Genomic DNA, 14,059 nt, shown 5'->3' on the forward strand with positions numbered 1-14,059 from the left:
CTCCCCCGACCTCAACCCGATCGAGCAGGCCTTCGCCAAGATCAAGCATTGGATGCGACAAGCTCAGAAGCGTACCGTCGAGGACGCTTGGCGCCACATCGGCCACCTCGTTGCGACGATCGAACCCGGCGAATGCAAAAACTACTTCGCAAACGCCGGATACGCTTCCGTCAAAACGTGAAAGACTCTAGGATCCATGCCGTTACCTTCGAGCGTCACAGCCTCTGCTGAACATCGCCGCACTTACCGAGGCGCTTGCCGCCCCTCACCCTGCCCAGTCTACCTCGAGCATCCCCAGCCGCTGGTAAAGCCTGACCGCGGCGGCGTTCTCGACAGTATTGGTCTTGAGGTCGACATGCGCCGCGCCCCTTGCCTGAAACACCGCAAACGCGTGCCGCATCAGCGCCTCGGCAATGCCCTTGCCGCGCGCCTCGGGATGGACGGCAAGGTCCTTGACGAAAGCCCGCGTCCAGCAGAGCGCCGCGCCCGCCAGCCGGCCCTTGCGATCGATAACCACGAAACACAAAGCCGGGTCGAATTCCGCGTCGCCCGAAATACGCGGCCACCATTCGTCGAACGGCCCGTCGGCGCCGTCGTCGAACACCGCGGTCAAAAGCGCATGCAGTGCGAGCGCATCGGCGGCTTCGAAGCCGCGCATGAAAAAACCTTCTGGCCAGCGCGGCGCCAGAAGCGTGTCGTCGAGGATCTTGCGCAGGCGGATGTCGTTCGGCGCCGGTGGGCGCGGCTCAGGCATCGGGCTGCATGCGGCGGCGCAGGCTGTCGCTGCCGAGGCCGGTTTCGCCCAGCATCCCCTTACGCTTGGCGTCATAGTAATAGCCGCTCTGGTAGAGCCGGTCGGCGCGCTTGGGGTTACCGCCTGAGACCAGCCAGGCGCCGCGCAGATATTTCACCGCGTATTTCAGATTGGTCTCGGCGTCGAACAGGCCGCTTGCCGGCCCGTCATAGCCCATGCCGCGCGCCGTCGCGTGCTTGATCTGCATCAGCCCCCAATGGCCGCGATTATAGGCCTTCGGGTTGAACGTGCTCTCGCGGTTGACGACGCTGCGCACCAGGTCGACCGGCACCTGGTAGAGCGCGGAATATTTCTCGATCAGCCGCTCGATCTCGCTGCGGCCGCCGGCATTCGACTGGCCCTCGGTGGGGTCGATCGCGGCCAGAACGGCCGGGTTCTGCGGCACCGTGTAAGCGACCGGCTGAACGCCGGGCATGGCGGCGGTCTGTTCGGTGACCGGCATGGCGACGGCGGCCGTCGCGGCGGCTGGCTGGGCATTGGCGGTCATGACGGCGGGGGTAGTTGCCGCCAGCGGTGTCGGCCCGGCAAAGGCGGCGGCGGGCTCGACCGGCAGCGCCGCCGTCTGGGCGACGCCGGACGGTTCCGGCAGCACCGAAACCGTGTCGGGCAGCGCCAGCGTGAAGCCGGCATCGGTGTTGGCCGCATTTTCGGTGAAGGCCGGCGCCGGGGTCACCGGCGAAGTCGAGGTGCAACCGCTGAGAGCGGCGACGGCCAACACCGCCGCTAGGACGGGAAAGAGGAATTTTGCTGGCAAGCGGCGCTCGGGTCCGGTTCGTCGGGTGTTAAGAAAGTCCTTACACCAGCATCTTTCCCCCGGCAATCCGCGGTAGACGGTGGTTTTCGGGTGGCGAGCCGGGCCGGGAAATGCGATATTGTTCTGGATTTGTACTTCGAAGGATTCCGGAAAGGAGCACGCCATGGACGCCTCTCATGCCACCGCCGGCCACGCGGTCTTCGAGACCGTGCTCGGCTTCATGGGCATCGCCTGGAGCGATGCCGGGCTGACCCGGCTCTGCCTGCCGCAGCGCAATCGCGACGCGGTGGAGCGCCGGCTGCTGCGCCATGCCTCACACGTCGAACAAGCCGCCAAGCCCGAACCGCAATGGATTGCCGAGCTGATCGCCTCGATCAAGGCCTATGCCGCCGGCGAGGACATCGATTTCTCCAACGTGCCGGTCGATCTCAGCGGCGTCGACGAGTTCCGCCTGGCGATCTATGACGCGGCGCGAAAGCTCGGCTTCGGCGAAACCACCACCTATGGCGAACTGGCCAAACGCGCCGGCCATGCCGGGCTCGCGCGTGAAACGGGCGCCGCACTCGGCGCCAACCCGGTGCCGCTGGTCATTCCCTGTCACCGCATCCTTGCCGCCGGCGGCAAGATCGGCGGCTTTTCCGCCCCCGGCGGCTCGGCTACCAAGGAAAAGATGCTGGCAATGGAAGGCGTACGCGTCGGCCCGCCGCCGCCCGCGCAGGTGTCGTTCGGGTTTTAGGTGTGCTGATATTCAGATGAGGCCGGCACCCAGCGCACCATCTCGACCAGCCTAATCCGGAAGCAGGCGCCGGCGGAAGCGCCGATCGATCTCCACCCGCTTGCATTTATAGACGGTGCAGGAATTCGTGTCGGCGCTCGGCACCGAGGCCCGCGCCCTGACCTCGCCGATGTCGCAGAATTGCTGGCTCCGCACATAGCGGTCGTAGAGCGCCAGCCCCGGCACGCGCGCCGATCTGTAGCGCAGGATGACCGCGCCCTCGCGCGCGATCGTCGCCTGCACCTTGCCGCAGCTCATGCGCGTCGGGTCGTAACGCGAGACCGCCTGCGCCTCGGCGGCCACCAGCGTCAGGCAAGCGGCAAGCAGAACGATTTTCATGGCCCCTCTCCCCAAAACCCGGTCGCGCCCGAAGCCCGCGCGATCCTCCCGCGTCAGGCGCGCAACGACGACGCTCTCACGCGATTGGGGCGGCCGTTGGGCAGCGTTGCCGCCGCGCCATTTTCCGCCCCGTCTTGTTTTTCGCGCGAAAGCATATTATATGCGGTGCATTGATATTTCGGCCGATCGATCCGGGCCTCGCGATATTCGCGTTTGCTGACGTTCTATCTCCAAAATCTCGATACAAACCGGCTGGGTTTCGGTCCAGTCAAACTAAAGCAAACGTAAAGGACTATCGAAATGGCAACAGGTACGGTCAAGTGGTTTAATTCCACCAAGGGTTTCGGCTTCATTCAGCCTGACAGCGGCGGCGCGGACGTTTTCGTTCACATCTCCGCAGTCGAGCGCGCTGGACTGTCGACCCTGGTCGAAGGCCAGAAGATCAACTTCGAGATCGAGCAGGACCGCCGCACTGGCAAGTCGTCCGCTGGATCTCTGAGCAAGGCAGCCTGATTTTGCGAATGGCGCGCGCCGGGCGATAGCCCGGGGCGCGCGGCAAGTCACGGATGTACTGACAGTCGCGCGAGAAGCGCGCCGGAGCGACAGACCCCGACAAGCCGAAGCAGCAGATTGCTGCCGGCCCGGCCAAAACGCTCCCGATCAGGCTACCAAGCATGGGAAGGCGGGATTTTGTCCCGCCTTTTTGCTGTTTGGATTTAGACCGACGATTGGCGAAACCGGCGACACGGCGTCCTTCTCCCCGTCTCTATACGGGGAGAAGTGCCCGGCAGGGCGATGAGGGGCAGCGCGACGTATCAGGACTGCCCTTCGCCAAGCCAAGCACGATATCACGACGAAGGCTGGCGCTGCCCCTCATCTGGCTGCCGCCATCTTCTCCCCGTATAGAGACGGGGAGAAGGACGCCTTCGCCGAAGATTCCGCCAATCGCCAATGTTGCTCAGCCCAACGTTGCTCAGCAAGATTGGCGAGTTGCACTCAACCTACCCACTCCAGCGGCACATGCCCCGGGTCGGCCTCGACCCGTTGCAGCCAGGCGGCCACCGCCGGATAGGCGTCGAGCTGAAACCCACCCGTCTCGGCCGTATGCGTATAGGCATAGAGCGCGATGTCAGCGACGCTGAGCGCATTGCCGGCGAAGAAGCTGCTCCCGGCCAGGTGCTTGTCCATGACGCCGAGCGCCTTGTTGCCGCGCTCCAGCGTCACCGCCAGCCGATCGGGTGTCGCGTCTTTCGCGCGTTCTGGAAAGGTCAGCAGCGCCCTGCGCACGGCGATATAAGGCTCGTGGCTGTATTGCTCGAAGAACAGCCACTGGTAGGCCAGCGCGCGTTCATATCTGTCCGCCGGCAGAAACCGCGTGCCTTCGGCGAGGTAGAGCAGGATGGCGTTGGATTCGGCCAGCCGGCGGCCGTCGTCGAGTTCGAGCAGGGGCACCATGGCGTTCGGGTTCTTGGCGACATAGTCGGGCTTGCGCGTGTCGCCGGTATGCGAGCTGACCTCGACATTGGTGAAAGGGATGCCGAGCTTGGCCATCAACAGGCGCGGCTTGTAGCAATTGCCGCTGTCGATCATTCCATAGAGTATCATCGGTGCTCCCCCTTGCTCGCAACCACCCGTCTCAGGGCTGATCCAGCCTCAAGCCTCTATCTCGGCAGCGGCGGCTTCATCCAGTGATTTGTTTTGGCGTAACCATCAGCGTCGCTGATGCATTTATCCGAACAACGGAATGACGTTGCTATCCCTGCCGAGCAGCCTGTCGGTCGACAGCGGCTCCTCGTCGAACAGCATGCCGGCCAGCGCCGGCCGGGCGAGGTAAAAACCCTGCAGCAGGTCGACGCCGCCATCCAGCGCGACGCGCAGATGCGTGGCGTTCTCGACGCCTTCGACCAGCACCTTGGCGCCACGGTCGTGCAGCGTCGAAACCAGCGGCCGGAAAAACCGCTCGGCGGCGGCATGGCGGCAGAATTCGGCGAACCAGGTGCCGTCGATCTTGACGATGTCGGGCTGCACGAGGGCGACCCTTTCTTCCGTCGAATGCCCGGTGCCAAAATCGTCGATGGCGATGCGGACGCCGTCGCGCCGCATCTCACGCGCCAGGCTGACAAGCACCTTGTCGCCGGCCGCCTGCTCGGTGATCTCGCAGACCAGCATGCCGGGATGCAGGCCGAAATCCGCCAGATGCCTGGTCATCAGCCTGATTTCGGCCAGCGCCCGTGCGGGGTCATCGTTGATCAGCGGATTGTAGTTGAAGAACAGGTCGAGCCCGTCGACGCCGATGTTGCGGAAGTTGCGCAAATGCAGCACCCGGCACATGGTTTCGACAAACAGCCGATCCGCAGTCGGCACATCTTCGAAGAAGATTTGCGGCGCCATCGGCCTGCCTGCACGATGCGGCTCGATCAGTCCCTCGACCGCGACGGCGGCGAGAAACCTGCCGCGGGGCGCGAAGACCGGCTGGTAGGCGCTCCTCAGCCGGAATGCGCCGTAGACGCCATATTCGATGCCGACCTCGTCGGCAAAGATCGCCTCGCCGACCTTGCGCCGCATGTCGGCTTGCCCGGTCACGATGCCACCCTGCGGCCAAAGGCCCGCATCGGCCGTCGCGATGGCGAAACGGCCGCAGAAACCTTCTCCGTATCGGCCGACACCGCAGCCGCCTGCCCGCTCTTTTCGAAGACGCGGAAGCTGGTCGGCGCAAGCTCGGGGCGCGCCAGCACATAGCCCTGCACCATCGAGGCGCCCGACTTTTCGGCGAGCTCGAGCTGCCAGCCCGTCTCGATGCCCTCGAACACCGTACGGATGCCTTGCTCTTCGAAGCTCGTCACCATGGCGGTCAGCAAGGCGAAGCCGGCACCGGATTCCATCAGCGTCATGATCCAGTCGGCATCGAACTTGACGATGTCGGGCCTGAGTTCCTTGATGCGATTGATGTCGGACTCGTCGGCGCCGTAATCGTCGACCGCAATGCGCAAACCATTGCCCCTGAGCGCCTCGACGAAATTGTAGAGCGTTTCCTGCGATGCCGATTTCTGCTCGGTGACCTCGCAGACGACGCGGCGCGGATCGATGTCGGCCTCGTGCAGCACCAGCCGCATGTCGCGCAGCGCCTTGTCGGCGATGCTGCGGTCGGTGAACACCGATGGATCGAAGTTGATGAAGATCGAGGCGTCTCGCGGCAGGCAGGCGCCGGCGTTCAGAAGGTGCAGCGTCCTTGTCAGCGCCTCGATATGCAGGCGGTCGACCGCCGGACAGCTGTTGAAGAAACTCGTTGGCGGCTGCGGCTCGCCTTCGCGGAACGGCCGGATCAGCCCCTCGAACGCGACGACGGAAAGCTTGCCCTTGTTGAAGGCGAAGATCGGCTGGAACGCGCTTTGCAGCGTATAGACCCCCCAGACACCGCTGGCGGTGCCGTCATCATGGCGGATGATATGGGCAAGCCCGATGCTGCGCGTCACGGTTCCTCGCTGTGCGAGACTGGCGGACCGGCTACGGTCCTGCCGTTCAAGCTTTTACCGATCGTTGATGAATTTATTGTTGCCAGCATTGCGCGCTGGCTCATTCGACAATGCCTGCGCTGGGCTTGCGCTTGGCAAAACGATGCGACATGAGAGGCGCCGCGGCGCCTTCGCCGCGCCGGTCCTTTCTGGAGATATTTCTCATGGCCTTTCTTGCCGACGTCCTTTCCCGCGTAAAGCCTTCCGCGACCATCGCAGTGACGCAGAAGGCGCGCGAGCTGAAAAACGCCGGCCGTGACGTGATCGGGCTGGGCGCCGGCGAGCCGGACTTCGACACCCCCGACAACATCAAGAACGCCGCGATCGAGGCCATCCGCCGCGGCGAGACGAAATATCCGCCGGTCTCCGGCATCGTGCCGCTGCGCGAAGCGATCGCGAAAAAGTTCAAGCGCGAGAACAATCTCGACTACCGGCCGGACCAGACCATCGTCGGCACCGGTGGCAAGCAGATCCTGTTCAACGCCTTCATGGCGACGCTGAACCCCGGCGACGAGGTGATCATCCCGCGGCCCTACTGGGTGAGCTATCCCGAAATGGTGGCGATCTGCGGCGGCACCTCGGCCTTTGCCGACACCTCCATCGACAACGGCTTCAAGCTGACGGCGGCCGTGCTGGAAAAGGCGATCACGCCGCGCACCAAATGGCTGTTGATGAACTCGCCGTCCAACCCGTCGGGCGCCGCCTATACCGAGGCGGAGCTCAAGAGCCTGGCCGACGTGCTGTTGAAGCATCCCCATGTCTGGGTGCTGACCGACGACATGTACGAGCACCTGACTTATGGCGACTTCGTCTTCAAGACCATCGCCGAGGTCGAGCCAAAGCTCTATGAGCGCACGCTGACCATGAACGGCGTGTCGAAGGCCTATGCCATGACCGGCTGGCGCATCGGCTATGCGGCAGGCCCGGTGCCGCTGATCAAGGCGATGGACATGATCCAGGGCCAGCAGACCTCCGGCGCCTGTACCATCGCCCAATGGGCGGCGGTCGAAGCGCTGAACGGCCCGCAGGATTTTATCCCGAAGAACAAGGTGATTTTCCAGGGCCGGCGCGATCTCGTCGTCTCGATGCTCAACCAGGCGCGCGGCATCACCTGCCCGTCGCCGGAGGGTGCGTTCTACGTCTATCCCTCCTGTGCCCAGCTGATCGGCAGGAAGACCAAGAGCGGCAAGGTGATCGACAGCGACGAAACCTTCTGCTCGGAACTGCTCGAGGCCGAGGGCGTGGCGGTCGTTTTCGGCTCGGCTTTTGGCCTCGGCCCGAACTTCCGCATCTCCTACGCCACGTCGGAGGCTCTGCTCGAAGAGGCCTGCACGCGCATCCAGCGCTTTACTGCCTCGCTGGCCTGAGACGTTTCAGCCGCCATACTGCTCGTCGCTGACCTTCTCCAGCCAATCGACATGCACACTCTCGAGTGCCTCCTGCATGGCGATGTGGGTCATCGCCGATTTGGGCGCGGCGCCGTGCCAGTGCTTTTCGCCGGCCGCAAAGGAGATGACGTCGCCGGCCCTGATCTCCTGGATCGGGCCGCCCCAGCTTTGCGCGAGACCGGCACCGGACGTGACGTAGAGCGTCTGGCCGAGCGGATGCGTGTGCCAGTGGGTGCGGGCGCCGGGCTCGAAACTGACCAGCGTGGCGCGTAGCCGCGCCGGCGCCTCTTTCTCGATGATCGGCGTCTGCAAAACCCGGCCGGTAAAATATGTCTCCGGCGCAACGATCGTCGGCACGCTGCCGCAGGCAATAATCTTCATCGTCGCAAGTCCTCGATCCAATCCAGTGTCTAGAGCCTACCACTTTCGTCCGACGCCGGCTGCATGTCCTGCCGGCTGCGGGCAAGGCGCGGCCAAAACAGGCCGGTGCGCCTGCGGTAGGCGTCGTAGGCGTCGGCCAACCTTGTCCGCGAAAATTTTCGTTCTTCGTCCAAGGCTGCGATCACATAGATCGTAACGATACCGGCGACCGGCACCACCGCCCAGACCGACCAGGTCGCGATGCCCCACCCGATCCAAAAGATAATGTAGGATGTGTAGAACGGATGCCGGACATGGAGATAAGGGCCTTCGGTCACCAGGCTGTCGGGATTGTCCGGATCGAATGCGAACCGCAGCCGCGCCTTGCGGGAGACCGAGATCGCCCACCAGAACAGCGCCGAGCTTGCCAGTTCGATGGCGAGCCCGCCGATCTTCGCCGCCACCGGCTGCCGCTCGATCCAAAGCAGCGCAAGAAAGAACAGCGCCGTGCCGACCACGACGGCCGAAATGATCATGGCGCCTTGGGACATGCTCGGCGACTGGAAATGCGCGCGCATCGACCAGGCATATTGGCCGAGCGTGGCGACGCTGCTGATCGAGACGAGAAGGTCGAGCGTGGATTCCATCATCAGGGTCCCGGGGTTAGCTGTGGTGGATTCGTTCATCATACCCGGCAGAAACCGAGAAATCATTTCTTAACCACCGTTCTAAACAACATGGTGACCTCGGCATGCGATGTTGACCTGGAGACAATCCCAAGGTCCAACCAGATATGGCCGTTTCCCACCGCACGATCCGCACGCCGCAAGCGGATTTGCGCCTCAGCCAGTCGTCGGGACCCGGCATCCCGCTTGTCCTGATCCACGGCTCGGGCAGTTCGCGCGCCGTATTCGCCCGCCAGTTCGACAGCCCGTTGGCCGCTGCCCATCGGTTGATTGCTTTCGACCTGCCCGGCCATGGCGAATCCTCGGACGCCCGCGATCCGGCGACGGACTACACCATCGCCGGCCTTGCCCAATCGGCGGCTCAGCTCCTCGATGCCTTGGGCATCGGCCGCGCCGTCGTCTTCGGCTGGTCGCTTGGCGGGCACGTGGCAATCGAACTCGCGAGTTTTCACCGCGCCATCGGCGGGCTGATGCTGACCGGCGCGCCGCCGGTATCGAAGGGTCCTTTCGGCATGCTGCGCGGCTTCCACGCGCATTGGGACATGCTGCTGGCGTCCAAAAAGACGTATTCCGAACGCGATGCCGAGCGCTTCGAGACGCTGTGTTTCGGCGACACCGCCGATCCGTCCTTCCGCCAAGCCATCCTGCGCACCGACGGCCGGCTGCGCGCCGCGGTGACGCGCGGCATGCTCACCGGCAAGGGCGCCGACCAGAGACAAGTGGTCGAGCAGGCGGCGATTCCGGTCGCCGTCGTCAATGGCGAGAACGATCCGTTCGTCCGGCTCGGCTATTTTGAGACGCTCGCATACGGCTCGCTGTGGGAGCATTGCCACGTCATCTCCGGCGCCGGGCATGCGCCTTTCTGGGAGCGTGCGGACCTGTTCAATCGGTTGCTCGCGCGCTTTGCCGAGACGGTGGCGGTGCAGCGCGTCGACGCACCCCCGCTGGCGTCGCGCCTAGCCGGCACCGGCTGAACCCAGCCCCTCAACTTCAAATCCCTTCAACTTCAAATCCCTTGCCCTCCCGGCCTGCCCGTGGGACGATGCCCTTTGGGTAGGTGGCAAATTGAAAAAAGCCTCGCCCGCGACGGCCGACAGGCCGGCCGCCGCTCACAGGGAAACGCCTGAGTGGAGGTCAGCCATGGGTACTCGCGCCGGAGGACGACGCACGGGACCGAAATGCATTGCCATAGTCGGTCCCTTCGCCAGCGGTAAGACGACACTTCTCGAAGCCATACTCGCCCGTACAGGCGCCATTCCCCGTCAGAATCCCGTTTCGTCGGGAAATACCGTTTCCGATCATTCGCCCGAGGCGCGCGCTCACGGCATGAGCGTCGAGGCGACCTTCGCCACCACCGAATTCATGGGCGAGCCGTTCACCTTCGTCGATTGTCCCGGATCCATCGAATTCTCCTTCGAAGCCGAGCCGGTGCTGGCCGCCTGTGACGTCGCCGTGGTCGTTGCCGAGGCTGACGAGAAGAAGATCCCTGCCCTGCAGCTGATCATGCGCAAGCTCGACGATCTCGGCGTGCCGCGCATGCTGTTCCTGAACAAGGTCGACAAAGCGATAGCAGGCGTGCGCGACACGCTGAAGATGCTGCAGCCGGCAAGCTCGGTGCCATTGCTGCTGCGCCAGATCCCGCTGCGCAAGGACGGGGTCGTCATCGGCTCGATCGACCTCGCTTTGGAGCGCGCCTACATCTATCGCGAATATGCCGAGAGCGAGGTCGCCCAGATCCCGAGCGACGACAAGGCGCGCGAGCTCGAGGCGCGTTTTTCCATGCTGGAGACGCTCGCCGACCATGACGACCGCCTGATGGAGCAATTGCTGGACGAGATCGAACCGCCGAAGGACGCGATATTCGACGATCTTGCCGCCGACCTGCGCGACGGCATAGTGACGCCGGTGCTGATCGGCACCGCCGAGAAGGGCAATGGCGTGCTGCGCCTGTTGAAGGCGATCCGTCACGACGCACCCGACATCGAGGCGACGCGCCAGCGTCTCGGCGCGCCCGACGGCAATGCCACCGTGGTCCAGGTGATGAAGACCATCCACACCGCGCATGGCGGCAAGCTGTCGGTCTCGCGCATCCTGTCCGGCCAGGTCGCCGACGCAGCCGAGCTGTTCCTTTCCACCGGCGAGACGGCAAAGGTCTCCGGCATCTACAAGATGCTCGGCAAGGACCAGGTCAAGCTGATTTCGGCCAAGGCCGGCGACACGGTCGCGCTCGGCAAGCTGGACGCCGTCAGGACCGGCCAGACGCTGAGCTCGACCAAGGGCGGCATCAAGCCGCTGGTCACGCTGGCGCCGCCGCAACCGGTCTTCGCCTTCGCGCTGCGACCGAAGGAGCGCAAGGACGAGGTCAAGATGTCGGCGGCCATCCAGCGCCTGGCCGAGGAAGATCCCTCGCTCAACCTGCATCACAACCAGGATTCGGCCGAAACCGTGCTGTCCGGTCATGGCGAGATGCATCTGCGCGTCGTGCGCGAGCGGCTGGAAGGCAAGAACCAGATCCCGATCGAAGGCCATGTGCCGGCCGTGCCCTATCGGGAGACGATCCGCAAAGCGACGCAGCAGCGCGGCCGCCACAAGAAACAATCGGGCGGCCACGGCCAGTTCGGCGATGTGGTGCTGGAGATCAAACCGCTGCCGCGCGGGTCAGGCTTCCAGTTCACCGATACGATCACCGGCGGCGTCGTGCCGAAGACCTACATCCAGTCGGTCGAGACCGGCGTGCGCGATTATCTGAAATCCGGCCCGCTCGGCTTCCCGGTCGTCGATGTTGCCGTCAACCTCTCCGACGGCTCCTACCATGCGGTCGATTCCTCCGACATGGCCTTCCAGATGGCAGCGAAGCTGGCGATGAAGGAAGGCATGGCCGCGTGCTCGCCGGTGCTGCTCGAGCCGGTAATGAAGGTCGAGATCGTCACGCCGTCGGATGCGACGTCGAAGATCATCGCGCTGATCCCGCAGCGGCGCGGCCAGATCCTCGGCTACGACGCGCGGCCCGATTGGCCGGGATGGGACGTGGTCGAGGCGACCATGCCGCAGGCCGAGATCGGCGACCTCATCATCGAGCTGCGTTCGGCCACAGCGGGTGTCGCCAGCTACCGGGCCGTCTTCGATCACATGGCCGAACTCACCGGCCGGTTGGCCGACGAAGCGCTGAACACCAACGGCAAGGCCGCCTGAAACGGCAGCTGGCGGCCAGAACACAAGGGACACACAAGGAAACGGCGCCCGGACCATCCGGGCGCCGTTTCGTTGCGGACCGTCTTCGTGGGAGGCGAAACGGCAGGTCCGCCGCATATTTGCCGCCGGTGCCCGGCGGCGGAGGAAGGTTCGGACGCGGTAGCCGCCTGAGCCCGGATCGTCCGAGTGATGCCCCCATCCCCCGGACGAACCACACCGCGTCCTATGTTCTGCTTAATCGATTTGGCGCGCCCGCGGCATGTTACCCGAGGTTACATGTCACTGTTACGCGGCCGTTCCGGCCGATTTTCTGGCGATGTGTTGGTTTCAGGCAACAAAAAAGCCGGATCAATGAAGACCCGGCTGAGTTTGATTGGAAGTGCCTGTTAAGGCTAACCTCCAGAGGGGAACACTCGAGAGCGCTAATGGGAGGAGAACGCGCTCAGGAGATGATCTATATATGTGCTCTTCATGCCCAAGAAACAAGCATCTATTTTGCAACACACACATGCAAAAAGGCGTCGGCTGTGGTCTAATCCGTCCCGAAGCCCAATAGGACCAGTTGAATCGCTGAAATGCAGCGTGCGGCAAGGGAAAAATCGATCTGCAGCCGCGAATCAGCAGCGATTCCTGCTCGGAAAGTCGAAAAACGCAGGATGACGTAGAATCGTGCAGCACGCGTTTGTTTTTTCGGCAGCCAGACCTTGCTGGTGCATGTCGCCTAAAAGCCCGCCATCGAGCTTGACCTGAGGGTGCAGCGGTTTGGTTTACATGCCAAGGACAAGACCTGAAGCGCGTCGCAGGAGACCGTTCAAGGGCGCGCCTTGGAGCATGATCCCGGTCGAACAGGAAGATAGAGCTCCAACCCGATTCTATCGGGATGGAACAGGCTCTAGGTAAGGAGACCTCCATGCGGGCCGCTTCGGCGATCGCCGGCAGCGTCATCTTCCTTGCTGCAGCGCCCGGCGTGGTCGCCGGACTGGTGCCTTGGCTGCTGACCGACCGCTATCGCCTGCCCTGGTCGAGACTGCCCGGTTTCGTTCCTGTGGGCTGGCTGCTGGTTATCGCCGGCACAGCCATACTGCTGCATGCCTTCGCCCGGTTTGCCCTGGAGGGCCTGGGTACGCCCGCCCCGGTCGCGCCGACCGAAAGGCTGGTCGTCGGCGGCATCTACCGCCATGTCCGCAACCCGATGTACGTCGCCGTGCTGTCGATCGTCCTCGGCCAGGCGCTGCTGTTTTCGAGCTGGACGGTCGCTGCTTATCTAATCATCGCCGCGGCCGCCATGATCTCCTTCGTGAAACTATATGAGGAACCGACGCTTGCCCGCCGCTACGGCGACGAATACGAAGCCTACCGCCGCGCCGTACCAGGCTGGCTGCCCCGCCTGACACCTTGGCGCGGCTGAAGCAGCCTCGAAGGCTGCGTCACCACGGCAGCGGGCCGTCCTCGTTCGAGAACGTGCCCGTCGGACCGTTCGCGTCGAGAAGCGCGAGGCGCACGGGCTCCCGCGCGGCCTGTTCGACGGTGCGCGGACCTTCGAAGTTGTTCAGCTCCGTCGCGGTGTAGCCCGGGCACGCAGCGTTGACCTTAATGCCGGTCTCCTGGAGCTCGATGGCGAAGGCGAGCGTCATCGCGTTGACCGCCGTCTTCGACGGGTTGTAAACGGCGCCAAACGAAGTGCGGTACGGAAAGGCCGGATCCGCGTTCAATGTCTGCGAGCCGGCGCCGCTCGATACGTTGACGATACGTGCCGCCGGCGCCTCACGAAGGAGCCGCAGCATCGCTTGCGTGACGGCGATGACGCCAAACACGTTCGTCTCGAACACCGCGCGTACGTCGTCGAGAGAGGCAACACTCGGGCGGCCCGAGTTGATGATCTCCTCGAGCGGCCTGCCCGGCTTTCCCGCATGGGAGATGCCGGCATTGTTCACCAGCACGTCGAGGCGGCCGAGTTCGATACGGATGCGCTCTGCCGCGGCGGCGATCGACGCCTGGTCGGTGACGTCGAGCTGCAGGGCGTGGGCATCCCCTCCGATGCTCTTTGCGGCTGCCTCCGCATGCTCGAGCCTGCGCGATCCTACGAGCACGGTGAGGCCGTTCGCCGCGAGATCCTTGGCGATCTGAAGACCGATGCCCTTGTTGGCCCCGGTGACCAGGGCGACGGGTTTGTCCTGCATGGTAATCTCCTTCTGTGCACCGACGTGTGGCCAACACCGCCTTGCCGTGCTAGATACAA

General features: G+C 64.1%; 15 protein-coding genes and 1 pseudogene. 7 read left to right on the forward strand and 9 right to left on the reverse strand.

Annotated features, from left to right (window positions below; translation table 11 throughout):
- Positions 1–181, forward strand: a pseudogene (locus NKH70_RS17195) (IS630 family transposase); the annotation flags it as partial.
- 84 nt (positions 182–265) lie between these two features.
- Here NKH70_RS17195 and NKH70_RS17200 read toward each other — a convergent pair.
- On the reverse strand, positions 266–754 hold the full coding sequence (locus NKH70_RS17200; protein WP_352722219.1) for a GNAT family N-acetyltransferase: 489 nt from the start codon (positions 752–754) through the stop codon (positions 266–268).
- A complete protein-coding gene (locus NKH70_RS17205; RefSeq protein WP_352722222.1) occupies positions 747–1,568 on the reverse strand; it encodes a transglycosylase SLT domain-containing protein in 822 nt (273 codons plus the stop codon). Before NKH70_RS17205 ends, NKH70_RS17200 begins: the two co-directional genes overlap by 8 nt.
- Positions 1,569–1,731: 163 nt before the next feature.
- On the opposite strand from NKH70_RS17205, the gene NKH70_RS17210 reads away from it, so the two are divergent.
- Complete coding sequence (locus NKH70_RS17210; protein WP_352722223.1) at positions 1,732–2,304, forward strand: methylated-DNA--[protein]-cysteine S-methyltransferase; 573 nt, start codon at positions 1,732–1,734, stop codon at positions 2,302–2,304.
- A 51-nt stretch (positions 2,305–2,355) separates the two neighbouring features.
- On the opposite strand, the gene NKH70_RS17215 is transcribed toward NKH70_RS17210, so the two are convergent.
- A complete protein-coding gene (locus NKH70_RS17215) occupies positions 2,356–2,682 on the reverse strand; it encodes a hypothetical protein (protein ID WP_023719370.1) in 327 nt (108 codons plus the stop codon).
- Positions 2,683–2,982: 300 nt separating this feature from the next.
- Between NKH70_RS17215 and NKH70_RS17220 the strand changes: the two genes are divergently transcribed.
- Entirely contained in the window at positions 2,983–3,195 is a 213-nt protein-coding gene (locus NKH70_RS17220; protein WP_023678332.1) for a cold-shock protein, read from the forward strand.
- Positions 3,196–3,678: 483 nt separating this feature from the next.
- On the opposite strand, the gene NKH70_RS17225 is transcribed toward NKH70_RS17220, so the two are convergent.
- The 3 genes from NKH70_RS17225 to NKH70_RS17235 form a co-directional block, all read right to left on the reverse strand.
- Positions 3,679–4,287, reverse strand: a complete 609-nt coding sequence (locus NKH70_RS17225) for a glutathione S-transferase family protein (RefSeq protein WP_352712978.1) — start codon at positions 4,285–4,287, stop codon at positions 3,679–3,681.
- Positions 4,288–4,410: 123 nt separating this feature from the next.
- Positions 4,411–5,265: an EAL domain-containing protein gene (locus NKH70_RS17230; RefSeq protein ID WP_352712981.1), complete on the reverse strand. Its 855-nt coding sequence runs from the start codon at positions 5,263–5,265 to the stop codon at positions 4,411–4,413.
- Complete coding sequence (locus NKH70_RS17235) at positions 5,262–6,155, reverse strand: EAL domain-containing protein (RefSeq protein WP_352712984.1); 894 nt, start codon at positions 6,153–6,155, stop codon at positions 5,262–5,264. Before NKH70_RS17235 ends, NKH70_RS17230 begins: the two co-directional genes overlap by 4 nt.
- 203 nt (positions 6,156–6,358) lie before the next feature.
- Between NKH70_RS17235 and NKH70_RS17240 the strand changes: the two genes are divergently transcribed.
- Positions 6,359–7,561 (forward strand): pyridoxal phosphate-dependent aminotransferase, encoded by a 1,203-nt coding sequence (locus NKH70_RS17240; protein WP_352712987.1) that lies wholly within the window; start codon positions 6,359–6,361, stop codon positions 7,559–7,561.
- A gap of 6 nt (positions 7,562–7,567) precedes the next feature.
- Here NKH70_RS17240 and NKH70_RS17245 read toward each other — a convergent pair whose 3' ends face one another.
- Together NKH70_RS17245 and NKH70_RS17250 are read right to left on the reverse strand one after the other, a co-directional pair.
- Positions 7,568–7,963, reverse strand: coding sequence for a (R)-mandelonitrile lyase (locus NKH70_RS17245; RefSeq protein WP_352712989.1), 396 nt, complete (start codon positions 7,961–7,963; stop codon positions 7,568–7,570).
- Between the two features lie 29 nt (positions 7,964–7,992).
- The gene (locus NKH70_RS17250) at positions 7,993–8,589 is read right to left on the reverse strand and encodes a methyltransferase family protein (protein ID WP_353025743.1); all 597 of its coding nucleotides are present in this window, start codon (positions 8,587–8,589) and stop codon (positions 7,993–7,995) included.
- Positions 8,590–8,735: 146 nt separating this feature from the next.
- Here NKH70_RS17250 and NKH70_RS17255 point away from each other — a divergent pair, with 146 nt between their 5' ends.
- From NKH70_RS17255 to NKH70_RS17265, 3 genes are all read left to right on the forward strand, one after another.
- Entirely contained in the window at positions 8,736–9,602 is an 867-nt protein-coding gene (locus NKH70_RS17255; protein WP_352712993.1) for an alpha/beta fold hydrolase, read from the forward strand.
- A gap of 166 nt (positions 9,603–9,768) precedes the next feature.
- Positions 9,769–11,820, forward strand: coding sequence for an elongation factor G (locus NKH70_RS17260; protein ID WP_352712995.1), 2,052 nt, complete (start codon positions 9,769–9,771; stop codon positions 11,818–11,820).
- Positions 11,821–12,730: 910 nt separating this feature from the next.
- Positions 12,731–13,228, forward strand: a complete 498-nt coding sequence (locus NKH70_RS17265) for a methyltransferase family protein (RefSeq protein WP_352712997.1) — start codon at positions 12,731–12,733, stop codon at positions 13,226–13,228.
- A gap of 19 nt (positions 13,229–13,247) precedes the next feature.
- Here the strand turns inward: NKH70_RS17265 and NKH70_RS17270 are convergent, their stop codons facing one another.
- The gene (locus tag NKH70_RS17270) at positions 13,248–14,000 is read right to left on the reverse strand and encodes an SDR family oxidoreductase (RefSeq protein WP_352713000.1); all 753 of its coding nucleotides are present in this window, start codon (positions 13,998–14,000) and stop codon (positions 13,248–13,250) included.
- Positions 14,001–14,059: the final 59 nt, after the last annotated feature.

Origin of the sequence: Mesorhizobium sp. M0991 (genome assembly GCF_040318915.1) — a bacterium.
GTDB lineage: Bacteria > Pseudomonadota > Alphaproteobacteria > Rhizobiales > Rhizobiaceae > Mesorhizobium.